At 69.6% G+C, this 22,015-nt stretch carries 20 protein-coding genes and 3 pseudogenes; 10 read left to right on the forward strand and 13 right to left on the reverse strand.

From position 1 onward, the window contains the following. Positions 1 to 217: 217 nt before the first annotated feature. From ACIOJE_RS37575 to ACIOJE_RS37610, 8 genes are all read left to right on the forward strand, one after another. A complete protein-coding gene (locus ACIOJE_RS37575) occupies positions 218 to 1,201 on the forward strand; it encodes a polyprenyl synthetase family protein (RefSeq protein WP_400782767.1) in 984 nt (327 codons plus the stop codon). 318 nt (positions 1,202 to 1,519) lie between these two features. After that, positions 1,520 to 2,674, forward strand: coding sequence for a cytochrome P450 (locus ACIOJE_RS37580; protein ID WP_280685843.1), 1,155 nt, complete (start codon positions 1,520 to 1,522; stop codon positions 2,672 to 2,674). 106 nt (positions 2,675 to 2,780) lie between these two features. Beyond that, positions 2,781 to 3,581, forward strand: coding sequence for a UbiA family prenyltransferase (locus ACIOJE_RS37585; RefSeq protein WP_400782770.1), 801 nt, complete (start codon positions 2,781 to 2,783; stop codon positions 3,579 to 3,581). A gap of 14 nt (positions 3,582 to 3,595) precedes the next feature. Beyond that, the gene (locus ACIOJE_RS37590) at positions 3,596 to 4,426 is read left to right on the forward strand and encodes an arylamine N-acetyltransferase (protein WP_280685841.1); all 831 of its coding nucleotides are present in this window, start codon (positions 3,596 to 3,598) and stop codon (positions 4,424 to 4,426) included. Continuing rightward, positions 4,426 to 6,534, forward strand: coding sequence for an aminodeoxychorismate synthase component I (pabB, locus tag ACIOJE_RS37595; RefSeq protein WP_400782772.1), 2,109 nt, complete (start codon positions 4,426 to 4,428; stop codon positions 6,532 to 6,534). The genes ACIOJE_RS37590 and pabB overlap by 1 nt, the downstream gene beginning before the upstream one ends. An 89-nt stretch (positions 6,535 to 6,623) precedes the next feature. Continuing rightward, positions 6,624 to 7,358: an aminotransferase class IV gene (locus tag ACIOJE_RS37600; RefSeq protein ID WP_400782775.1), complete on the forward strand. Its 735-nt coding sequence runs from the start codon at positions 6,624 to 6,626 to the stop codon at positions 7,356 to 7,358. A 13-nt stretch (positions 7,359 to 7,371) separates the two neighbouring features. Continuing rightward, entirely contained in the window at positions 7,372 to 8,301 is a 930-nt protein-coding gene (locus ACIOJE_RS37605; RefSeq protein ID WP_280685838.1) for a diiron oxygenase, read from the forward strand. A 40-nt stretch (positions 8,302 to 8,341) separates the two neighbouring features. Further along, positions 8,342 to 9,808 carry a class II 3-deoxy-7-phosphoheptulonate synthase gene (locus ACIOJE_RS37610; protein ID WP_400782778.1) on the forward strand — a complete coding sequence of 489 codons (1,467 nt, stop codon included), beginning with the start codon at positions 8,342 to 8,344 and terminating at the stop codon, positions 9,806 to 9,808. Between the two features lie 88 nt (positions 9,809 to 9,896). Here the strand turns inward: ACIOJE_RS37610 and ACIOJE_RS37615 are convergent, their stop codons facing one another. From ACIOJE_RS37615 to rpe, 7 genes and pseudogenes are all read right to left on the reverse strand, one after another. Then, positions 9,897 to 10,601 carry a hypothetical protein gene (locus ACIOJE_RS37615; RefSeq protein ID WP_280685836.1) on the reverse strand — a complete coding sequence of 235 codons (705 nt, stop codon included), beginning with the start codon at positions 10,599 to 10,601 and terminating at the stop codon, positions 9,897 to 9,899. Next, positions 10,598 to 11,137 carry a SigE family RNA polymerase sigma factor gene (locus ACIOJE_RS37620; RefSeq protein WP_280685856.1) on the reverse strand — a complete coding sequence of 180 codons (540 nt, stop codon included), beginning with the start codon at positions 11,135 to 11,137 and terminating at the stop codon, positions 10,598 to 10,600. The genes ACIOJE_RS37615 and ACIOJE_RS37620 overlap by 4 nt, the downstream gene beginning before the upstream one ends. A gap of 264 nt (positions 11,138 to 11,401) precedes the next feature. After that, positions 11,402 to 11,623: a hypothetical protein gene (locus ACIOJE_RS37625; protein ID WP_280685835.1), complete on the reverse strand. Its 222-nt coding sequence runs from the start codon at positions 11,621 to 11,623 to the stop codon at positions 11,402 to 11,404. A 141-nt stretch (positions 11,624 to 11,764) separates the two neighbouring features. Beyond that, entirely contained in the window at positions 11,765 to 12,685 is a 921-nt protein-coding gene (locus ACIOJE_RS37630; protein ID WP_400782781.1) for an NADP-dependent oxidoreductase, read from the reverse strand. A 108-nt stretch (positions 12,686 to 12,793) separates the two neighbouring features. Next, positions 12,794 to 13,144: pseudogene (locus ACIOJE_RS37635) on the reverse strand (LysR family transcriptional regulator); the annotation flags it as partial. Positions 13,145 to 13,376: 232 nt separating this feature from the next. Next, positions 13,377 to 14,336: a pirin family protein gene (locus ACIOJE_RS37640; protein ID WP_400782784.1), complete on the reverse strand. Its 960-nt coding sequence runs from the start codon at positions 14,334 to 14,336 to the stop codon at positions 13,377 to 13,379. Between the two features lie 206 nt (positions 14,337 to 14,542). After that, positions 14,543 to 15,226 carry a ribulose-phosphate 3-epimerase gene (gene rpe / locus ACIOJE_RS37645; protein ID WP_280685832.1) on the reverse strand — a complete coding sequence of 228 codons (684 nt, stop codon included), beginning with the start codon at positions 15,224 to 15,226 and terminating at the stop codon, positions 14,543 to 14,545. A gap of 263 nt (positions 15,227 to 15,489) precedes the next feature. Between rpe and ACIOJE_RS37650 the strand changes: the two genes are divergently transcribed. After that, positions 15,490 to 16,341, forward strand: coding sequence for an SCO6745 family protein (locus ACIOJE_RS37650; RefSeq protein WP_280685831.1), 852 nt, complete (start codon positions 15,490 to 15,492; stop codon positions 16,339 to 16,341). Between the two features lie 53 nt (positions 16,342 to 16,394). Here the strand turns inward: ACIOJE_RS37650 and ACIOJE_RS37655 are convergent, their stop codons facing one another. The 3 genes and pseudogenes from ACIOJE_RS37655 to ACIOJE_RS37665 all read right to left on the reverse strand — a co-directional run bounded on the left by ACIOJE_RS37655 (position 16,395) and on the right by ACIOJE_RS37665 (position 18,483). After that, entirely contained in the window at positions 16,395 to 17,060 is a 666-nt protein-coding gene (locus ACIOJE_RS37655) for a C39 family peptidase (RefSeq protein ID WP_400782787.1), read from the reverse strand. 185 nt (positions 17,061 to 17,245) lie between these two features. Beyond that, positions 17,246 to 17,737: pseudogene (locus ACIOJE_RS37660) on the reverse strand (DUF4188 domain-containing protein); the annotation flags it as partial. Between the two features lie 116 nt (positions 17,738 to 17,853). Beyond that, positions 17,854 to 18,483, reverse strand: a complete 630-nt coding sequence (locus tag ACIOJE_RS37665; protein ID WP_400782788.1) for a TetR/AcrR family transcriptional regulator — start codon at positions 18,481 to 18,483, stop codon at positions 17,854 to 17,856. A gap of 301 nt (positions 18,484 to 18,784) precedes the next feature. On the opposite strand from ACIOJE_RS37665, the gene ACIOJE_RS37670 reads away from it, so the two are divergent. After that, positions 18,785 to 19,264, forward strand: coding sequence for a hypothetical protein (locus tag ACIOJE_RS37670; RefSeq protein WP_280685828.1), 480 nt, complete (start codon positions 18,785 to 18,787; stop codon positions 19,262 to 19,264). 1,008 nt (positions 19,265 to 20,272) lie between these two features. Here ACIOJE_RS37670 and ACIOJE_RS37675 read toward each other — a convergent pair. The 3 genes and pseudogenes from ACIOJE_RS37675 to ACIOJE_RS37685 form a co-directional block, all read right to left on the reverse strand. Beyond that, a complete protein-coding gene (locus tag ACIOJE_RS37675) occupies positions 20,273 to 20,668 on the reverse strand; it encodes a hypothetical protein (protein WP_400782791.1) in 396 nt (131 codons plus the stop codon). A 214-nt stretch (positions 20,669 to 20,882) separates the two neighbouring features. Next, a complete protein-coding gene (locus tag ACIOJE_RS37680; RefSeq protein WP_280702648.1) occupies positions 20,883 to 21,362 on the reverse strand; it encodes a hypothetical protein in 480 nt (159 codons plus the stop codon). Position 21,363: 1 nt separating this feature from the next. Continuing rightward, positions 21,364 to 22,015: pseudogene (locus ACIOJE_RS37685) on the reverse strand (site-specific integrase); the annotation flags it as partial.

The raw sequence follows: 22,015 nt of genomic DNA on the forward strand, positions 1-22,015 counted from the left end.
GACAGTTCGCCGATGTTTCACCGCACGGCGCGGTGCGGCAAGGGCTGAGAAGATATTACGCAAAATATCCAGCACAGTGATTTTCAGTGGCGCAATTCGCGAACCCCATGCGCGTAGGTTCTGACCAGGAATTGGGAAGGCGCGCGACCGAAGGAGAATCCCGATCAGCGCACTCGACACCTCGTCGACCGGGCTCCAAGCCTTCCCGTCGCCGAATATGGTGCAATCCACGGTATTGCCCGTTATGCGGCAGCAGGCTTCCGCACTGGAGCCGACCCTGGCCCGGATCTGCTCTTACCACCTCGGCTTCATCGACGAACACGGTGACCCCAGGAGTGCAGAGGGCGGCAAGCTGACCCGCGCCGCCCTCATGATGGCGGCGGCTGATGGAGTCGGCCTGCGGCCGGAGGACGTGCGGTGCCAGGCGGCAGCACTGGAGTTGCTGCACAACTCGACCCTGATCCACGACGACATCATCGACGCGGACGAGCTGCGTCGCGGCCGCCCAGCCGCGTGGAAGGTGTTCGGCGCCAGTCTGGCCATCCTGGCCGGGGACGCGTTGCAGGCTCTTGGGCTGCAGATGGTCGTCGCCGACCCTGGCCCCGGCCGTGCGGAAATCTCCAGCGTGTTCGCCGAAGCCATCGGTCTGGTTCTCTCGGGCCAGGCTCGCGAGCTCACCGTCCGACTGGGTTCGGGCACCGGCATCGCGGAGTACGACCGAATCGTGGAGGAGAAAACGTCCGCGCTGCTGGAGTGCGCACTGGTGACGCCCGCACTACGGGCGGGTAAACCGGAGCACGTCCTGGCTGCCCTACGCAGCGCAGGCAGGCATCTGGGCCTCGCTTTTCAGATCTTCAACGACGTCGAGGACATCTGGGGCGACCCCACAGTGACCGGCAAGCCCATCCGGAGCGACATCCTGCGGCGCAACCCTACTTTTCCGGTGCTGGCGGCCTTGTCCACCGAGAGCCCGGCCAGCGAACGACTGCGCCGGCTGTGGCACGCCGACGGCACCACGGCAGCGTACCTACAGGAGATGGCCGACCTCGTCGAGGAATCCGGCAGCCGGCACACGGCCGAGCAGCTGTCCCGCAGCCATCTGGACTCGGCTCTGGAGTACCTCGGACGAGCCGAGCTGTCCCCGGCCGCGTCCACCGAACTGACCGCCTTGTTCGACCGCATCGTCAATCGCACGCCATGACCCGTCACTCCCGACAGGGACGGCATCTGGATCGGAGTACATGATCATGGCTAGCACCCACGACAGCCCGGCCCCGCCCGTCATCCGCGGCGAGTTCGCGCGCTGGGAGCAGGCCCACCACGTGACCAAGACTCAGGCCCCGATCAACCTGCCGCTGGGCGACCTCCTGCCCACCGCGAGGGGGGTCGACGGCGGGTCGGCCTTCCTCGTTCCTCGATGGACACCGGGGCGACGAGCTCCAGTACATCGTGATCGTCCTCGACAAGGTGGTCTGAACCTCGATTCCGGCGGAGGCCGTCAGTGAGTACCCCAGCTCAATTGCCTTTCGAGCAGACGAATGTACTGCAACTCGCGCCAGGGCTGCGCACGCTCCAATCCCAGGGCGCGGTCCATCGGGTCCGTACTGTCGAGGGCGACGAGGCGTGGCTGGTCACCGGTCATGCCCAGGTGGCGCAGTTGCTCGACGATGACCGGCTCGGCCGCTCCAATCCCGATCCGGAGGCCGCGGCGAAGGACAGCGGGTCGGCGTTGCTCGCCAGCCTGCTGGGCGACTTCGCCACCGACCACGCTCGGTTGCGTGCGCTGCTGGAGCCGCACTTCTCACCCGAGCGGATGCTGGCGCTGCGGCCCCACGTCGAAAAACTGACCGGGCGGCTCCTGGACGAACTGGCCAGGCAGAAGCCACCGGTGGACCTGCGCCAGACGTTGGCGCTGCCGCTGCCGATTCAGGTGATGTGCGAGTGGTTGGGCGTGCCCCAGGAGGACGAGGACCAGTTCGGCAGCTGGACCCAGGACGCCGCCAACGTCGGGGACCCGGTCAGGTCCAAGCAGGGACTGGGCGAGCTGTTCGGCTACTGCAGGCAACTCGTCGCGGACAAGCGGCAAAATCCGGGCGATGACGTGATCTCCAGGATCTGCGCGACCGAGGGGATCAACGACAACGAGGTCCTCGGGCTGACGGCGTTGTTGCTGTTCGGTGGCTATGAGACCACGGTGGCCCGGATCGGCACCTGTGTGTCGCTGTTGTTGGCCAACCCCGAGCAGTGGCAGGCGTTGCTGGACGACCCGGGGCTCGTCCCCGGCGCGGTCGAGGAAACCCTGCGGATGTCGATGCCGAACCCGCACAACGGCGGCATGCCCCGTTATGCGCTGACGGACTTCGAGATCGACGGAGTGACCATCCGGACCGGCGACTTCGTGCTGCTGAACATCATCGCGGCCAACCACGACGAGACGGCCTTCGCCGACCCCGGCCGGATCGATGTCGCTCGCAACACCACGGGCAGCCTCGTATTCGGGCGCGGCGCGTACTCCTGCGTCGGCGCGATGCTGGCCCGGATGCAGCTGCAGGTGGTACTCACCCAGCTCGTCGCGCGCTTCCCCACCATGCGTCTGGCTGTCGGTGTAGAGGAGCTGGGGCTGCGCCACAACACGCTGATCGGCGGGTTGATCCAACTTCCGGTGACATGGTGATTGGATCCTGATGCTGCACAAAATATCTACAGGCGTCGTCACGAAGAGCCCGGATTCAGTCCGCGCATATCTCCTGTTGATGCGACTGGACAGGCCTACGGGGTACGTGCTGTACCTCCTTCCGGGGCTGTGGGCTGTCGTCCTCGCCTCCGGGCAACGACCAGACCTGCTGGCGGTGGTGGTTGTCGCTGTCGCTGCGGTGCTGGTGCGCGGCGCGGCCTGCGCGGTCAACGATGTGGTCGACAGGGACGTCGACGCCCGAGTCGCCCGCACCGTGTCGCGTCCTGTCGCGTCGGGGACGATCAGCGTCGGGAACGCACTCCTGTTCGCCGCCGCACAGGCCGTGGTCGCCCTGCTGGTCCTGGCGGTGGCGAACGTCGAGACAGCCCTGGTCGCCGGGGCCTCGTACCCGTTGATCGTCGCGTACCCCTACATGAAGCGCATCTTCTTCTGGCCCTCGGCGTTCCTTGCGTTGGTGATGAGCGTCTACGTGCTGATCGGCTGGACGGCGGTGACCGGGAGCGTCGACTACCCGCTTGCGGTGTACGGCCTGTACGCCTGCGGGGCCTTCTGGACCCTGATTCACGACGCGATCTACTCCCATCAGGACAAGGAGTACGACCGGAACATCGGTGTCAGGTCTTCCGCTCTGCTGTTCGGCAAGGCCACCAAGGCGTGGCTGGCGATTTTCGTCGTGCTCAGCGTCGGCGGCGTGCTGTGGGCCGGTTCCCAGACGCCGATGGGGTGGGCGTTCTACCTGATCGTCGTGCTCGCGGGAGTCTTCTTGTCCTATCTGGTCGTACGTGTGGACCTGGATGATCCAAAATCGTGCTGGGACGCCTTTGTCACCAGCACTTACTTCGGTTGGATCATTCTCGCGGCCGTGGTCGCCGGGCAGTTCACATGAAGGATGAGCTACGTGTGACAGATTCGATGTGGCAGGGGAGTGGCGTCGACCTGGACGCCTACCTGACCCGCGTGGGCTACCAGGGCGATGTGGCTCCGGACCTCTCCACGCTGCGGGGTCTGCACGCCGCCCACGTCGACGCGATCGCCTTCGACAACCTCGACGCGGTGCTTGGGCGGCCGACGGTGCCGTTGGACCTGGACAGCGTCCAGGAGAAGATCGTGCGACAGGGCCGCGGCGGCTGGTGCCTGGAACAGGTCGTCCTGATGGCGGCAGTGCTGGACCGGATCGGCTTCACGTTCTCGGCGTTCGCGGGCAGAACACGGATCCGCACCGGGAACAAATTCGGTCCCGCACTCCACGTCGCCCTGTGCGTGCAGCTCGACGACGAACGCTGGCTCTTCGACGTGAGTTTCGGTGCATACGGGCCGCACGTCCCTATCCGCCTCGCCGAGAACTCGCGACTGGAAGGCGATTGGCCCTTTGACCTGGTGCGGGAACCGAATGGTGAACACGTGCTGCGGTTCCTGCGACCTGAGGGTCCGGCAGAGCTCTACGGTTTCACCACCGACGCGCGCTATCCGTCGGACTTCGAGCTCCTCAACCATTTCTGCCTGACTCACCCGCACTCGCCGTTCAACCACCGGATGGTCCTCCAGCGCACACAGCCCGAAGTGAGGCACCTCCTCGTCGGCAGCACTCTCACGGAAATACGTCCCGCAGAGCCGGCGACCTTCCGGGAACTCGATAAGGACGAGACGCTTTCCGCTCCCGAGGAGATCTTCGGGATCACCTTGGAACCGGGCGACGTCCAGGCGCTCCGGAAAATCTTGGACGGTCCGTGATGCGTACCTTGCTGCTGGACAACTATGACTCGTACACCTTCAACCTGTACCAGTTGATCGCCGACATCAACGGCCAGGAGCCCGTCGTCATGGTCAACGACGATCCGATGTTGTCCAGCCTGCGGCTGGAGGACTTCGACAACATCGTCGTCTCACCCGGCCCTGGACGGCCGCAGAACCCCCGCGACGTCGGCCTCCTCGGCGACCTGCTGCGCCGCACCACGCTGCCCGTGCTGGGCGTCTGCTTCGGCCATCAGATGATCGCGCACCTGGCCGGAGCGTCGGTGGTCGCCGCGCCCGAACCGAAACACGGGCACCTCGCCAAGGTTTCCCACGAGGGAGATCCGCTGTTCGCCGGAATTCCGCGTGAATTCGTCGCGGTTCGCTACCACTCGCTGTGCGTGCAGGAGCCCCTGCCCGAGGAACTCATCGCCACCGCGTGGGCAGACGACGGTGTACTCATGGCGCTGCGTCACCGCGATCTGCCGCAGTGGGGCGTGCAGTTCCACCCCGAGTCGATCGCTTCCCAGTACGGGCGTGAGATCCTGCAGAACTTCGCCGAACTGACCCGCCGGACGCAGCACGGACAACGGCCATCCGTCACCGACACCGGCACCGGCACCGGCACCGCACTGTCCGACGACACGCCCGGCGCGGTCGAGGAACTGGGAATCATCAGCACGGCCGTGCCGACCGCTGCCGATTCCGAGTCCATTTTTCTGAAGCTCTTCGACAACACCCCGTACTGCTTCTGGCTGGACAGCAGCCGGGTGGAGGAAGGCCTGTCCCGGTTCTCGTTCCTCGGCGACACGTCAGGTCCGCTCAGCGAGGTCCTGACCTACCGCACCGGCAGCGGGATGGTGGAAGTGCGCGATGCGAACGGCGCCGGCATCGTCACCGGCAGCGTGTTCGACGTCCTCGAACAGCGGCTGCGCGAACGGCGCATCCCCGACTCGGACCTGCCGTTCGACCTGACCGGCGGCTACGTCGGCTACTTCGGCTACGAACTCAAGGCCGAATGCGGGGCCACGGCCCGCCACACCGCTGAAACGCCGGACGCCATCTGGATGTTCGCCGATCGCGTCATCGCGGTCGACCACCAGGAGGGACTGACCTACCTGGTGGCCGTCCACGACGAGAAGACCCGGCGTGACGCGCAGGAGTGGGTGGAACGGACGTCCGCGCTCCTGATGGGCCTGAACCCGGCCGACGCCGAGCCGCCGCGCGAACCTGCCGCCGGCCCGCCCCCGAATGCCGAGGAGTACCTCGGCCGCGGCCGGAGCCAGTACCTGGCGGACATCACGGAGTGCCGACGGCAGCTGAACCGGGGCGAGAGCTACGAGATCTGCCTGACCGACAAGTTGCACATGCCGTTCCATGACGACGACACGTCCTTCTACCTGCGGCTGCGCCGGGCGAACCCGGCACCGTACGCCGCGCTCTTGCGCCTCGGCGACGTCACGGTCTTCAGCTCCTCGCCGGAGCGGTTCCTGCGCATCGAGAGAGACCGCACGGTCACCAGCAAGCCGATCAAGGGCACAGCCCCTCGCGACGCCGACCCGGTGCGCGACGCCGAACTGGCTGCCACCCTCGCCTCGAGCGCCAAGACTCAGGCCGAGAACCTGATGATCGTCGACCTGTTGCGCAACGACCTGGGCCGGGTGTGTGAGGTGGGCAGCATCGAGGTCGACCCGTACCTGGCCGTCGAGAGCTACGAGACCGTGCACCAACTGGTCTCCACTGTTCGTGGACGGCTCAATGACGGGGTCAGCGCGATGGACTGCGCCCGGCAGTGCTTCCCAGGCGGGTCGATGACCGGGGCACCGAAGCTGCGCACCATGGAGATCATCGACCGCTTGGAGACGGAGGCCCGGGGTGTCTACTCCGGCGCCCTCGGCTACTTCGGTCTCTCCGGCGGCACGGAACTGAACATCGTGATCCGCACCGCGGTCCGCGTCGGTGACCGGTTGACCGTCGGAGCCGGCGGGGCGATCGTGCTCGACTCCGACCCGCATGAAGAGTACGAGGAGATGCTGCTCAAGGCGGCAGCGTCGCTCCGCGCCTGGCGTGCGCCGGCGGTGTCGGACGTGGGCGGCTCCCAACGATGAACACAGCAATAGGCACAGCCACCGACCAGGGCGTCCGCCGGTGGTGGGACGCCGATGGCGGATGGTCGACGGCCGACGCCGCCGGGACGGTGCTGGTCATCGACTCCTGGCTCGTGGACGAGGGGCGGGTGCGGGGACTCGACCGGCACGCCGAACGCTTCGGTTCGGCCTGCGACCGGTTCTGCGAACCGGGAGCGGAACAGACGAACCGGTTCCTGCGGGCGGTCGCCGAGTCGTTGCCCGCGCGAGGCCGATGGTTTCCTCGCGTCGAACTCGTGGAGATCGGGTCGGGAACGCGGCTGCGGATGTGGCTGCGCCCCGCGCCATCGCGCACCGCGACCGTCCGGTTGTGGACCGCGGCGGGACCCGACCGTCGTCGACTGCCGGCCGTCAAGGGCGCCGACCTGGATCACCTGGCTTCCCTGCGCGCTGCCGCGGCTACGGCGGGAGCTGACGAGGCGCTGCTGGTCTCGGCGGAAGGGCATGTGGTCGAAGGGGCGTCCACGAGCATCGTCTGGTGGCGGGGCGACATGCTGTGCGGGCCACCACCCGGCCCCGGCCTGCTCCCCGGGATCACCCGCGCCCTGCTCGGCGAGCTCGCCGGTACGGCAGGGCACCAGGTCGTCACCGAGCAGGCCACCGTGCCGGATCTCGCCGGCGTGCCCGTCTGGACGCTGAACGCCCTGCACGGCATCCGGCCGGTCGCCGAGGGGCTGGGCCGGTTCCAGGACACGGACGCCGCAGCGGCCGAGCGCTGGCAGTCGCGCCTGGCTGCGCTTGCCGTTCCGGCCGGCGCCTCCCTGATTCCTGTGGTGAACCCATGAAGGAGGTTTCCCGATGACCTCAGCACGTGAAGAGCCCACGTACGAACGCGACTTGCTGGTGCAGCTGACGCGCCGCTGGGGGAAGCGAGCGGCCGTCAAGAAGGACGAGTTCGACCTCGACGGTCACTTCGACACGGCGATGCCGGACTTCCCCGAACACCTCGTCCCGGTGCTGGGACTGCCGGGTGCCGACCGGCTCGACCGGGACGCTCGCGAGCGCATTCTGTCCGCGGCGTGGATCGCCTACAACGCCAAGACCGCGGCCATCGAGGACGAGATCATCTTGCCGGCCTGCCGGTTGATGCTCCAGGAACGGATCCCCGTCCGCCGCGACGACGTCGCCGTCGACGCGCTGCACCAGACGATCATCGATGAGCACTACCACATCCTGATGTGCCACAACGCCGTCGGCGTCACCCGCAGGCGGCGCGACCTGACGGACGTGCGGTTCGCGTCGGGCGTCTGGTCGGTCGTCCAGGAACTGGACGCGACCCGCGCCGGGCTGTCCGGTTTCGACCGCGACATCGTCGACATCGCGTTCTCCCTGGCCGCCGAGACGACGATCAGCGGGTTCCTCTCCGCACTCGCCACCGCCCAGGAGATCCAGCCGATGAACCGGATCACCACCGATCTGCACCGGCGGGACGAGAGCGGACACGCGGTGGTGTTCCGTGAGTTGTGCGGCTCGCTCTACCGGAACCTGGACGGCGCACTGCAGCGGACGTTCCGCGAAGCGCTCGTCACCGGGCTGACCGCGTTCCGCTCCGCGGACCTGGACCCCTGGGTGACCGTGGCGGCCCAGGGCGGCTTCGAGATCGACACCGGTCAGCTGAGCGAGTGGGCCGCGTCCCGTCCCGTGCCCGCGCGGGACACCGGACCGTTGCAGCTGCTGCTCAACGACCTGGGCATCAGCCACGACCTCGTCGAGATGGTCCAGCTATGACCGCCCCGCACCGTTGAGCCATGAGAAGCGGACGGAGATCATGTTGCCCCTCACCGGCGAAGCCGCCGCGCACTGGCGGACACTTGTCGCCCATCAGCGGCCGACGTGGCCCAGCCTGGCTGAGCTCGGCGACGTGGCGGATCACCTGGCAGCCTTGCTCCCGTTGGTCACGCCACAGGAGTGCGACACGCTCACCGCACAACTCGCCCGGGCGGCAGAGGGCAAAGCGTTCCTGCTGCAGGGTGGCGACTGCGCCGAACGCTTCGACCGCCTCTCGACGCAGGCGATTCACAGCAAGCTGCGCCTCCTGCAGCAGATGGCCGTGATCCTGACGTACGCGTCGGCGGTGCCGGTGGTCAAGGTGGGCCGGATGGCCGGGCAGTACGCGAAGCCCCGATCCCGGCCGGCCGAGACCGTCGACGGGCGCACGCTGCCGGTCTACCGGGGCGACGCGGTGAACGGCATCGGCTTCAGCCAGGCCGAACGACGGCCGGACCCGGCCCGGCTACTTCGGATGTACGACGCTTCGCGCTACACCCTGGACGTCATGCGCGCATTCGCCCGTGGCGGCACCGATCTACGCCAACTGCACAAGGAGACCCAGGACTTCGTCTCACGCTCGCCTGCCGGTGAACGCTACGACGAACTCGCCGGTCGAATCGGCCAGGCACTGTCCTTCAAGGACGCGTGCGGCGGCGATCCGTTGCGCACCACGGAGTTGTTCGCCAGCCACGAGGGACTGCTGCTCGACTACGAGGCCGCGCTGACCCGCTACAACCCGCGTTCCGGCCGAAGGTATGCGGGCAGCGGCCACATGCTGTGGATCGGCGACCGCACCAGACAGCCCGACGGCGCCCACGTCGCCTACTTCGCGACCATCGACAACCCGATCGCGGTGAAGCTGGGCCCTGCCACCACGCCCGCGCAGGCGCTGGCCCTGATCGACCGCCTCGACCCCGACCGGCGGCCGGGCCGGCTGACGTTCATCGTGCGCATGGGGGCACACCGCGTGCGGTACCTGCTGCCGGAGCTCGTGGAGAAGGTCACGGCTTCCGGCGCGCCGGTGGTGTGGGTGTGCGATCCGATGCACGGCAACACCTTCGAGGCGCCCAGCGGGCACAAGACCAGGCGGTTCGACGACATCCTCGCCGAGGTCGCCGGCTTCTTCGAGGTGCACGAGGCACTCGGCACCCACGCCGGTGGACTGCACGTGGAGCTGACCGGCGAGGACGTGACCGAGTGCGTCGGCGGCGGCGCGGATCTGGGTTTCGACGACCTGCACCGCAGGTACGAGTCGGCGTGCGACCCGCGCCTCAACGGAGGCCAGGCGCTTGACCTGGCCTTCCTGGTAGCCGAGATGTTCAACCCGGGAGCAACCGGCGTCGTGGCGCCGCCGACCCCCGTCGGCTGCTTCCCGCCGCTGCCCGCGCCCTGCGTCCCGGCGGACTGCTCGCCGCCTCCGCCCTGGGCCACTAGCTCGGTGGGGCGCCCGCCGAGCCGGACGTGAAGCACGCCGACATCCCGGCCCGCACCCCGGACGGCACGACGACAACGATGCGTCGCCGGGTCCTCCAGGAGCACGGTGCCGGTCTGCTTCAGGAGGACAGCGTCTTGCTCGCCAGTACCTTCCCCTGGGCGTCGTACGCGGCGAGCTTGATGCCTTCGAGCGGGTATGCCGTCGAACCGTTGGGGGTCTTGTTGCTGGGCCCCCAGACATAGCCGGTGGCGTAGCCAGGGTTGCCGGGAAGCGAGGCGACGGTGGCCCAGTACGCGTGCCCGTCCACCTCGATGGCCATCCGGGCCACCTGCCCGGGCCCGTGGTAGATGAGGTTGTACAGAGCCTCCTGGTACTGCGGGGGGCTCCCGTAGTACTGCATGGTGATCTCGGTCGTGCCGCCCGCCCAGGAGTGCCCGCCGCACCCCGGACCGCTGCGGTAGGCGGGGGCGTCGTGGATGCAGATCTCCTGGTCCTTCAGCTGCATCCACCAGTCCTGGCGGCCCAACGGCAGCTGCTGGCCGGGTTCCACCACCACGGCCTCGGGAGCCGGCCCCTCCGGTACGAGCGGAGCCTGCGAGGCCGGTCCGACGGCCTGGACCGCGCGCTGCGCGGACAGTACCGCACCCGTGCCGGCCACCACCGCGAGCGCGGCCACCACAGCCGACGCGCCCATCGCCACCCGGCGCCCCCGCCGCTGCCTACGCACCTGGACCCGCACGGGCGCGGCGGACCAGTCCGCCACCGCGACCCGGGCCGCCTCGTCCCGCAGGGCGCCGCGCACCATGTCCTCGGTGTCCATCACCTGTTGTCTCCGTTCGTGCCGTCGATCGTTGAATCGGTGTTCGCCGCGTACGAGGCCAGCGCCGGGTGGCCACGCAGTTTCGCCAGGCCGCGGCTGGCCTGGCTCTTGACATTGCCCAGCGAGCAGCCGAGCACTTCGGCGACCTGGTACTCGCTCATGTCCTCCCAGTAGCGCAGGACGACCACGGCCCGCTGGCGCTGCGGCAGTTCCGCCAGTGCCTGGAGCAGCACCGAGCGTTCCTCGACGTCGCGGTGGCCGCCGCCCGCGGCGTGCGCCCGGTCGGGAAGGACGGGCATGAGCAGCTGCCTGACCCGGCGCCGACGGTGGCGGCTCAGGTTGTTGTTCACCAGGGCCCGGTGGATATAGGCGTCCGGCTCCTCCAGGCGGCTGATCCGGGACCAGTTCCTGAAGACCTTCGCGAACGTCGCCTGCACCACGTCCTCGGCCTCGTGGTAGTCGCCTGTGAGCAGGTAGGCGGTGCGCACCAGCCGCCGCCAGCGCGTGGCGGCGAACCCCTCGAAGTCCATCTCCCGCAGGCCGGGGCCGCCCGCGGAAGCCGGTGCCGTGGTGGACGGGGGCGGGTCCTCCACCGGGATGTGCAATACGCTCGCGGTCATCCGATTCCTCTTCGCGTCCGCGCGACGACCCGACCGGGCCATCGCTCTGCCCTACTCACCGCCGCGCCACCGAGAAGGTTGCACACCGGCGCCGACCGCTGGTGCACGGCGAGTCGGTAGTCTCGACACGGAGCCTGCGCGGGCAGGACGGGTCGGGCAGGCACCTCCTACCGGCACAGATCCTCACGGCCAGGGGGCCGCGGCAGCGCCGTCCTCGCGCGGCGCGTCCAACGCGTCGGGCCGCAGCCCGAACGTCCGGGCGCACCGTGGGTGGGAGATCGGCCACTCGGCGGCTTCCTCGACTGTGCGCAGGGTGCGGGTGGCCTTGTCGGGGTCGGGGTGGCTGGTCCATCCGCAGTCGTAGCCGTCGTAGACTCTCCCCCTCCGGCGCGCACTTGGTGCCATGATCGGCGAAGCCGATGGGTCGTCGCCGCACCGAATCGGGGCCACCGTCCGCCGGCGAACGGCGTGTTGAGGCACGGCGGGTGTAGCCGGGGGCTCGGTCCGCAGCGATGTGGACGCCCCGGACCGGGGCGCCGCACGCCCCTACGGTACGAGGACGATCTTGCCGCGGGTGTGCCGGTGCATCAGGTCGCGGTAGGCGGCGCGGACCTCGGCGAGTGGGTAGCTCGCGGCGATCGGGACGTCGAGGTCGCCGGCCGCGACCAGCTTGACGAGTTCGGCCAGCACGTCGGCGTTCGCGACGACGCTCATGCCCTCGCTCTTGACGCCGGTACGGGCCGCTCCGGCGAAGTCGATGATCGTGTTGATCCGGTCCTGCGCCACGCCGAGTTCGAGGGCCAGGTCGAGGTAGCCGTCGCCGAAGGTGTCGACGAACGCGTCGACGCCGTCGGGCGCGGCCGCGCGGATCCGGTCGAGCACGCCGTCGCCGTACGTCACCGGGACCACGCCGTGCTCGCGGAGCCAGGAGTGGTGGGGCTCGCGGGCCAGCCCGATGACGGTGGCCCCGGCGTGGCGGAGCAGCTGTACGGTCAGTGAACCCACCCCGCCCGCGGCGCCGGAGACGACGATCGTGTCGCCCGGACCGGCCCCGACGGCACGCGCGCTCGCGTACGCGGTGGCGCCGGCGACGAACAGCGCGCCGCCGACCTGCCACGGCACGGCGGGGTCGCGCGAGACGAGGTTGCCGGCCGGGACGGCGACCAGTTCGGCGTGGCTGGCGCGGGTGTCGACCCAGCCGATCACCTCGTCGCCGACCGACCAGCCGCGCACCGCCGTGCCGACCTCCTCCACCACGCCGGCCAGGTCGCTGCCCTGGCCGGACGGGAACGTCGCAGGCCACCGCTCGTGCAGCGTGCCCGCCCGGATGGCGTTCTCGCCGGGGTTAATCCCGGCGGCCCGCACGCGCACCAAGACCTCGTCGGCCGCGACCTCCGGCCGGGACACCTCCCGGACCTCCAGCACGTCGATGTCGCCGTACTTGTCGAACCGTACTGCTCGGGGCATCTCGCACCTCCCGTCGAAGGTTCCTCTCCCTCGCAACCACGAAACCCGCCCACCGATTCCGGGCCGCCGGTAAGGCGTTCACCGGCGTTCACCGGCGGTAGGCGGCGTTCACCGGCGGTAGGCGGCGGTCGCGAGCTGGACGAACGAGCGGACCAGCGGATTCGGGTCGCCCGCGTGCCAGCCCACGACCGCCCGGCTCGGCGGCATGTCGATCAGCGGCACCACGGCGAGCCCCGCCGTCGGCTCGTGGCCCAGGAGGGTCGGGCCGACCGTGCCGTTCCACAGGGCGGCTTGCCGGCATTCCTGGACGGCACGCACCACCGGACCCTCGCGCGGCTCCCCGCCGTTCCAGTACGACTGCCAGCGGGGGTCGGTGTCCTGCGGGAACCGGAACCGGCGGCGGTCGGCCAGGTCGGCCAGCTTCAGGCGGTCCCGGCGGGCCAGCGGATCGTCTGCGCGCGGACCCGGCGAGTCAACTGATAGCCCGTCAGGAAAGTCAGCAAAAGGTCAGCATCGATCCGATCAAAGGCTGTCACACCGTCCCAAACACGCGACTCGACGTGACATCCCCGCAAGGCCCTTTCACCCGACCAGCGCGCGCCCCACGCCTTCCTCAACCCGGCACACCACGATCCGGATCCGCCTCTGGAGAGGACCGGGGGCGCGTGCCTCACGAGCGCACTTCACCAGGTCAGCGCACTCGCCCGCGCGCCTTCAGCGGGAGGGCCGGGAGCTCCGGGGCCCGCAGCCGGGCGCCGTCGTAGCCGTGCACGTCACCGAAGCGCGGGCTCTTCTCCCAGTCGTTTCGTGCTTGTACGATCTCCTCGCCGGTGCGCCCGATGAAGTTCCACCACATGAGGATCTTCTCGTCGAAGGGTTCGCCGCCGAGGAGGAGGACGGCGGCGTCGGTGCGGGCGAGGAGGGGGAGTTCGGGGCGGCCGCAGCCGAGGTAGAGCATGGAGCCGGGTTCGACGCGGACGCCGTCGACATCGACGCTGCCGGACATCGAGAGGACGGCGTACTCGAAGTCGGGGACGAGGGGGAGCTTGAGGTCGGCGCCCTCGGTGAGGGCGAGGTCGGCGCCGACGAGGGGGGTGTAGGCGGTGCCGGGGGAGGTGGCGGTGTCGAGGGTGCCCAGGATGACGGTGCCGCGCAGGCCGGGGGCGGTGACGACGGGCAGGTCGGCGTGGTGCTCGAAGGTGGGGGCGGTGTGCCGGTGGGCGTCCGGCAGGGCGACCCAGAGCTGCGCGCCGTGCAGGTAGCGGGCGTGCGGCCGCGGGGACTCCTCGGAGTGCGAGATCGCCCGGCCGGAGGTCATCAGGCCCAGTTCGTACGGGCGGACGGTCTGCAGGCTGCCGAGGCTGTCGCGGTGCAGCGCCTCGCCCTGGTGGAGCCAGCTGACCGTCTGGAGACCCATGTGGGGGTGGGGCGGGACCTGCATGCCGGGCTCGTCGGCGATGTCGTCGGGGCCGTAGTGGTCGACGAAGCACCAGGCGCCCACCATCCGACGGCCCAGGTTGGGGAGCAGCCGGCGGACCATCGTGCTTTCGCCGAGCTGGACTTGGCGTCCGGTCAGCAGCTCCTTCACCGGTCCGGTCGCGGCCTCGTGGCCGCAGCTGGTCGGGGAGGGCTTCCGGTCGAGGTTGCTCATGTGCGGTTCCACCACCGTGCGGAGAGGGGGCCGGGCGAGGGGCGTTCGCCAATGATGATCCATGACGGTCGGCGGATCTTCCACCCCTCGCCGGGAAGCCCTTCACCGGAACGCCCTTCACCGGGAACACCCCTCGCCGCGAAGCCGGAAGCCCCTCACCGGGGACCCCCGTCACCGGGACGCCTCACCGGAAGCCCCCGGTGGGCTCAGTGCTCGCAGGCCCACCAGGCGTCCGCCGTGGCCTTGGCCGCGAGCTCCCGCAGGTTGCGCACGGCCTCGGCCGGGTCCTCGGCCCCGTACACCGCCGAGCCGGCCACGAACACGTCGGCGCCGGCCTCGGCGCAGCGCTCGATGGTGCTCGCGGAGACGCCGCCGTCGACCTGGAGCCACAGTTCCAGGTCGTGCTTGGCGATCAGCTCCCGGGTGCGGCGGATCTTCGGCAGCATGATGTCGAGGAACGCCTGGCCGCCGAAGCCGGGCTCGACGGTCATGATCAGCAGCATGTCGAGCTCGGGCAGCAGGTCCTCGTACGGCTCGATCGGCGTGCCCGGCTTGAGGGCCATGGAGGCGCGGGCGCCCTTGGCGCGGATCTCGCGGGCGAGCCGGACGGGCGCGGCGGCGGCCTCGACGTGGAAGGTGACGGAGCCGGCGCCGGCCTCGACGAACTGGGGGGCCCAGCGGTCCGGGTCCTCGATCATCAGGTGGCAGTCGAGCGGGATGTCGGTGGAGCGGGCGAGCGACTCGACGACCGGGACGCCCAGCGTCAGGTTGGGCACGAAGTGGTTGTCCATCACGTCGACGTGCAGCCAGTCCGAGCCCCTGACGGCCTCCGCCTCCTCGGCGAGCCGGGCGAAGTCCGCGGACAGGATGCTGGGGTTGATCTGCGCCATTACCGACTACCTTCACACGAGGGTTCACACGAGGGCTGCGGCGCCGCGGGGTCGGGCACCTCGTCCCATCATCTCGCGCCGCCACCCCGCCGGGCGCACCCCGCGACCACCGCGTGACCGTCATCACACCCGGTGCGGGGTTACCGTGACCGCCGCCGTGGTCATCAGCACTGGAGCGGCCCGCGCGCCCGACTCGTCGGCGCCCGTCGGGCCACCCCGTCCAGGCCGGGTTCCCCCGCCCCTCTTCCGAAGAAGGTCCTTCGATGGCCGATCTCGTCCACCCCGCCCGTGCGCTGTGGTGGCTCTTCGAACCGGTGCACGCCGTCACCTACTTCCTGCCCGAGAGCCGCGATGCCTTCGAGGCGGCCGGGCTGCGCGGCGGCTGGCGCGGCTACTTCGCCAGCCGCTCCGCGCCGCTGGGCGCGGTGGACGCGCCGCCGGTGATCGCCGCGTTCTTCAGCTTCTCCCCGGCGATGGTCGAGCGCGCCCTGCCGGAGGTGTGGACCCACGCCAGCCCCGACGAGGCGCTGGCCGCCCGGCTGAAGGGCGCGTCGGCCGCGCTGGCCCGGCTGCTGGAGCACGTGGACCCGGGGCAGGTCGAGCTGGCGGTGGAGGCCCTGGAGCGGGCCGCGGGCCGGCTCGACTGCGTCGGCCGGGTGCTGGCCGCCGCCAACGCCGCGCTCCCCCGGCCCACCGGGCTGTACGAGCGGCTGTGGCAGGCTGCCACGGTGATGCGCGAGCACCGCGGGGACGGCCATGTGGCCGCGCTGGTGGCGGCCGGGCTGGACGGGTGCGAAGCGCTGGTGGTCCGGTGCGCGATGGACGTCCGGCGCGACCTGCTCCAGCCGATGCGCGGGTGGACGGACGAGGAGTGGGAGGCGGCCGCGGGGCGCCTGGTCGAGCGGGGCTGGCTGACGGCGGAGGGCTCGGTGACCGAACTCGGCCGGATCCGGCACCAGTCGCTGGAGGCCGCCACCGACCTGGCCGCCGCACGCGTCTGGGAGGACTACCCGCGCCCCGAACTCGACCGCCTGGCCGCCGCGTTGAAGCCGATCTCGGCACTCTGTCGCAGCGAGCTCCCGGTCAACCCGGTCGGTCTGCCGGACAACCCCTGACAGCTCCTGCCGGCCGCCGACGGCTCCTGCCTCTGCCGGCCTCTGCTCAGCAGCTACGCACCCGGCGGACCGAGGACGATCCCCCGGCCGGCGTAGAAACGCTCGAACGACCGCCACGGCACGTGCGCGAAGGACTGCGACTCCCCCGGGAAACCGGACGGGTTGTGGATCACCACCGCCGTGTCCGTGGCGCCCACCGCCAGCACCAGGTGCCCGCCCCGCCGGACCGGCGCCGGCCCCGCCGGCTCCCGGATCGCGGGATGCACCGACACCATCACCAGCCCCCCGCCGACCACCTCGGCCGCGAGCTCCACGGGCGCCAACTCCTGTGCCTGCGCGGCCAGCCCCCACCGCTGCCGGACGTAGGCGGCGAACGGCGTGTGGATCAACCCGCGCAGACTCTCGCCGTCCCGGACGTACGCCCCGGCCGCCACGCACTCCCCGGCCAGCGTGAGCGCCGGCGGCGCCAGGCCCCACCAGTGGTCGAGCGCCATCCGCAGGCAGGCCACCCCGCACAGGCGCCACGACCACCACGCGTACTCCTCCGGGGTGCCCGCGCCGGACTGCCCCCACCGCGGGTCCTCGGCCGCGTCGACCTGCCCGTCGATGATCGCCCGCACCAGCTCCGCCGACTCCCACTGCGCGTGGTACGGCACCTCGTGCACCACCGGCCCGCCCGTCGGCCCGCCCTTCGGCACCCCGCCATGCTGCTCCGCCATCCCCCGACGCTCTCACGCCGCGGCACCCGGCCGACTCACGACACTCCCTGAGCACCCGTACTCAGGTGCCCGCCCGGGCCGCCGTCCCCGGTGGGCGCGTCGCCCACCAGCGCCTGTCCGCCCGCCGCGCCGTCCCCCACCCGCTTCCCCGCCGCGGTCTGCTCGCCCGCGCCGCCCGACCCGGTGGACCGGTAGGCCAGCCGCGCCGCCGCGTGCCGCCCGCGCGCCTCGATCGGCAGGGAGCCGGTGGCGCCGGCGAGGCCGAACGGCGGCATGTCGAAGTAGATCGACTCGTAGCCGCCCTCCGGCACGACGTACGTCTCGTGCCACAGCCCGACGTGCTGGCGGATCTTCCCCTCCCGCATCTTGCGGTTGGCGATGCCCCACACGGTGTGGTGGAAGCCGTCCGGCGCGCTCGCGTAGCCGTACAGCTTCTCCTTCGACTCCCAGTACTGCACGACGTAGTACGTGCGCGGCGAGGCGGTGAGCAGGATCCGCCCACGCAGGCCGCGTTCGGGGCTGCGCCCGAGTTCGTACAGCATCCGGAACATCGCGTACATCACCGGGCCCCAGTGGTGGACGGCCCAGAAGCGGTTGATCCGCATGCCGATCAGCAGCACCACGGTGTCGCCGGTGGCGCCCGCGGTGGTGTAGCCCGGCGTCGGCTTGGCGAACATCGATCGGACGAACGTCGTTCCCATGGACATCTCGGCCTCCCGCACCCATCCCATGTAAGCGGTGATTACATCAGGGCCGGGAAACCCGGTCAAGGCTCCTGACGCGCACAAATCGGTTACTGCGCCTGGTGGTTGGCGGAGCTGCCGGCCACACCCTGACCGAAGGTGTCCAGTACCTGCCCGGCCAACTCCTCCGCCCGCTCCCCCGGCAGATAACCGTCCACGATCATCTGCGCCAAGCCGTACACCAGCGCCTGCCCGGCCAACCCCACCAGCACCGGATCCCCCGGACGCAGCCGGCCGGCCTCCTGATCCGCCACGATCAGGCCGGTGAACACCCGGTCCATACCGTCCAGTTGCTCCCGCAACTCCGGCTCCCGGGAGGCCGTGAACACCCGCGAACGCAACAACTCGAACCGGCGCGGGTGGTGCAGCGCGTACCGGACGAAGCCGAGCCCGATCGCCCGCATCACCGACCCCCCGGCCGGTTCCACCGCCGCCGCCTCGCCCTCCTGCCACCGCGCGAAGTCGGCCAGCACCCGGTCCGCCACCGCCGTCAACAGCGCCTGCCGGTCCGCGAAATGACGAAACGGTGCCCCCGCCGACACCCCGGCCCGCCGCGCCACCTCCCGCATGCTCACCTTCTCCTGCCCGCACTCGTCCAGCAGCTCGCACGCCGCCTCGACCAGCGCCTCCGGCAGGGATCCGTGATGGTACGAGCTGCGCTCGCCAGGCCGTTCCGTCATGCCTGCCTTGCTACCACAACGCACCACCACCCCAGAAAACCCTCACCCCGCCAGGAGCCCCCATGCCCACACCGCATCCCACCTCCCGAGCCGCCGCCTTCGCCACGGCCTACACCCTCCTCCGCGCCTCCGCCGACCTCGCCGATCACTGGGTTAACGCGGCAAAGGCCGTGTCCACCTTCCTCGGTGTCTCGCTTTCGAGGGGCATTCGCCGAGCGCGGTCCGCCCGAGATTCCGTTCGGGTGTCTCGGTTGGCGGGCGTCGACATTGCGCCTCGGAATGCACTCTCGGGGGTGACGGCATGACGACGTCGATCGATCAGCTCGCCACCTTGGCGACGTTCGGTTCCGTCTGGGCTGTGCTGGCCGTTGGTCACAACGTCGCGGACCACGTACTCGGCCAGAGCGATCACCAGGCCGCGAACAAGGGTGCGCCGAGCGCCGATGATGTGTCCGCCGGGGTGAGTCCGCGCCGGGGTTGGATGGCCTGCCTGGCCCATGTTGGCCAGTACCACCTCGTCATGGCCGCGCTTCTCGCCCTGGTATGGCTGTTCATCCCGCTCCCGCTGTCCGTGACCGGGCTGGCCGCCGGCTTTGCATGGTCGGCGGCCAGCCATGCTGTGCTGGACCGGCGTTGGCCGGTGCGATGGCTGCTGCAGCACACCGGCTCGCCGGACTTCGCCAACCTGCGGACGGGCGGGCTCAATGGGATGTACTTGGCTGATCAAGCTCTGCACGCCTTGGCTCTGCTTGTCTCCGCGCTCCTGATCACCCGCTTGTGATTTCCGCTAAATGACTACCTGTTTCCAATCCCCGAAGCCACAGGTCAACCCGCGAATGTCCGGAATGAGGGATTCGTGGAAGTGCTCGTCGAACGGTCACTGCGACCGTTCGACGACCGGAGTGTCGGAGTGGGTGCGAAGTACGGGGCGGTCTCCAGGGAGACCTCTCACCCGGAGGCCGGCGAACTCGGTCGGCGGACCGACTCGGCCTTGATCGTTCTCAAGTTGGTGGCCACCAACTTGCCCTGGGGCCCACCTGATACCCAGGCTACCGAGCCCGTCGGCCCGAGGGCTTGAGAGCAAGGTTCTCAAGAGAGCAGGAACACGATTGCGCAGATGATCAGCACGAGGGTGGTCGCGCATCCTCCGCTTGTTGGCGGAGAAGCACTACGCCTGCCGGGAGTTGTTGGCGGAGAAGGGCGACGCCTGGCGGGAGTCCAAACACCAGGGCGATAGCCCTGGAGCTCTCCCCTTCGGTAGACGAATGACGACTTCATGAATTCGTCATGAGCTTGCGCCTTCCATCGCTTGTGCATAGCCGCCCCGACCACGGCTGGGTGTGCACCGTCGGGCACTCGGAATACCAGCCATGCCCGGGGTGGCTCCATGCCCCACAGCATGAACTCACCGCCCGTGACATCGCTGGTCAAGAGCGCCGCGCAAGCCGCAAAGCCTGGCCACTGGCCGTCGCCCTCGCCTAGCAAAAAGGTGCGCAGATCGGAGCTCGCCTGGCTGGCGGTGTCGAACGTTCTGAAGTGCTCGCCACCGTAGGAGCCGTCAATGAAAACTTGCGAGAAGTCCCTTGACCCACGCTCCCCGGCCTCCCAGGGGCTCGAAACCTGAACCCAGGTCCACTTTTCCATGCTGCCTCCCTTGGAATGCAGTCCCTGACCAGCGGTCCGCACGGACGACCCCGGAGTGGAAGACGGCACGGACACCGTCGTCGCCTCACAGTCCGGCCCGTGAGCATGAGAGAGGCCCGGCCACCTTCGGCCGGGCCTCTCTTGCTCACTTCGGCTGCCAGAGTCCCATCCTGCCGTTGTGCCGCTTCTTACGGCTAACCGAGTCCTTCATCCAGACCTCCCGTGCCCGGTGCTGCCAGAGCTGCCAGGTCGCTAGAGCAGCACTCTGAACCGGGGACGCCCCCTCCGGCGCCGTGAAAACCATCCAGGCCCGGTGATCATCGAACCAAATGACGAACTCACCTAGTGGGACCTGCGGCAGGCTGTCCGTTTGATAGTGCACCCGGCCACCAACGTCCAACAGCCAGTCCCGCAGGTCGATGATGGCCTCGCTGGCGGTCTCGAAGGTCGTGAACGACCTCCCATAGGGATTGAAGTGCCGGGGATGGCGTTGCGTGAACACGCTCGCATCGAGCCTGCCCCAAGGAGGGTAAATCTCCACCCAAGTCCACCTGGCCATGAGGCGTGTCTCCCGTTGTCACTCAACAGAATTGACGGCACATCGGCATCGTGACTACCGATGGGGTGGTGGATGACTACCCAAGCTCCGCTCGCCCATGCTCACCCGCCGCCCCGCATCCGCATGCGCGTGATCAACACCCCGGGTGCTTCGAATGCCACTCGCTAGGCCACCACGCCCTGAAGGACATAGGCGCTCAGCGGCGGGGCAGGGGGATGACGCTCCCGGCATCGTCCCCTTGCTCCATGTCGGTTGCCAGGGTGGCGAGTTCGCGGCTGAACGTACTTCGCTCGCGGCGGAGGCGCTGGAGCTCGTCGTCCTTGGCCGCGAGGGCGGACAGCAGCATTCGGTGGCGTTCCTTGAGCTGGTTGAACTCCGTGTGGGTGCGGGCGAGTTTGCCGGTGAGCCGCTGGTTCAGATCGCGCAACTGGGCGATGCGGGCCTCGCGCGGGTCGGGCTGCTGGCCGGCAGCCTGGGCGGCCGCCCGCCGCTTCTCGAACTCGTCCTTGAGGTGGCCCCAGGTCCGGTAGAGAGCGGCGCGGGAGATGCCCGCCTCGCGGGCGAGCGTCTTGATGTCGCATGCGCCGCCGGGCGGGATCTGCCCGGCCAGCAGCCGGTCGATGGCCGCGCGGATGCGTCGTTCGAGCTGGTCGCGCTGCTGGTGGCTGAGTGCCATGTCATCCGGCCTTTCCGGCTGCTTTGTCGATCTCCTGGAGGACCCGCATGGACCGCTCGTGCTCGGCCCGCATCCGTTCCTTCTCCCCGGCCGGGATGCGGGGGCTGGCCAGTAGGACGGCGCCGTTGTTGGCCGCGGCGTGCCAGACGGAGCGGTGGACGAGGTGGTGGGTTGCTTGCGGGCAGCGGGAGCTGTCACACAGCCCGGCCAGTGGAGCCGCTGTGGATTTGGCGCCTGCGAGCTTGAGACACAGCGCCTTCGCGGGGTCTTCGAACCAGCAGTAGTTCGCCGCGGACAGGTGCAGCACCGACGCCTTCTTCTTCAGCAGCAACTCGATCTGCCGGTCGGTGACCACCTTCGCCGGGCCCGGCTCGTGGTCGGTCAGCTCGTCCTCGACGGCGCGGAAGGCGGCCAGTAGAGCGTCGGCTCCAGGGCCGACGGGCAGTTGTCCCTGTTCGAACTGCCGGTATGCCTCGACGGTCCGCTTGGGTTTCTCCTTCGCCTCCTCCTTCTTCCATTCGTGGTGGAAGACGGCCTGGGCGCCGCCTGGCCGGCCGGCGTAGACCTCGGCCAGGTGCGCGACGATCTCGCCCGAGGTCAGGCCCTTCGCGGTCAACGAGACCACGAGGTTGTCCAGGCCTTCGGTGCGGCGC

It is taken from the genome of Kitasatospora sp. NPDC087861, assembly GCF_044742585.1.
Lineage (GTDB): Bacteria > Actinomycetota > Actinomycetes > Streptomycetales > Streptomycetaceae > Kitasatospora.

Bases quoted from the DNA above. Each gene is read 5' to 3' on its own strand.
- ACIOJE_RS37575 (WP_400782767.1), top strand. From the start codon at position 218: ATGGTGCAATCCACGGTATTGCCCGTTATGCGGCAGCAGGCTTCCGCA.
- pabB (WP_400782772.1), top strand. From the start codon at position 4,426: ATGCGTACCTTGCTGCTGGACAACTATGACTCGTACACCTTCAACCTG.
- ACIOJE_RS37605 (WP_280685838.1), top strand. From the start codon at position 7,372: ATGACCTCAGCACGTGAAGAGCCCACGTACGAACGCGACTTGCTGGTG.
- ACIOJE_RS37610 (WP_400782778.1), top strand. From the start codon at position 8,342: ATGTTGCCCCTCACCGGCGAAGCCGCCGCGCACTGGCGGACACTTGTC.
- ACIOJE_RS37625 (WP_280685835.1), bottom strand. From the start codon at position 11,623: ATGGCACCAAGTGCGCGCCGGAGGGGGAGAGTCTACGACGGCTACGAC.
- ACIOJE_RS37630 (WP_400782781.1), bottom strand. From the start codon at position 12,685: ATGCCCCGAGCAGTACGGTTCGACAAGTACGGCGACATCGACGTGCTG.
- ACIOJE_RS37640 (WP_400782784.1), bottom strand. From the start codon at position 14,336: ATGAGCAACCTCGACCGGAAGCCCTCCCCGACCAGCTGCGGCCACGAG.
- rpe (WP_280685832.1), bottom strand. From the start codon at position 15,226: ATGGCGCAGATCAACCCCAGCATCCTGTCCGCGGACTTCGCCCGGCTC.
- ACIOJE_RS37650 (WP_280685831.1), top strand. From the start codon at position 15,490: ATGGCCGATCTCGTCCACCCCGCCCGTGCGCTGTGGTGGCTCTTCGAA.
- ACIOJE_RS37655 (WP_400782787.1), bottom strand. From the start codon at position 17,060: ATGGCGGAGCAGCATGGCGGGGTGCCGAAGGGCGGGCCGACGGGCGGG.
- ACIOJE_RS37665 (WP_400782788.1), bottom strand. From the start codon at position 18,483: ATGACGGAACGGCCTGGCGAGCGCAGCTCGTACCATCACGGATCCCTG.
- ACIOJE_RS37670 (WP_280685828.1), top strand. From the start codon at position 18,785: ATGACGACGTCGATCGATCAGCTCGCCACCTTGGCGACGTTCGGTTCC.
- ACIOJE_RS37680 (WP_280702648.1), bottom strand. From the start codon at position 21,362: ATGGCACTCAGCCACCAGCAGCGCGACCAGCTCGAACGACGCATCCGC.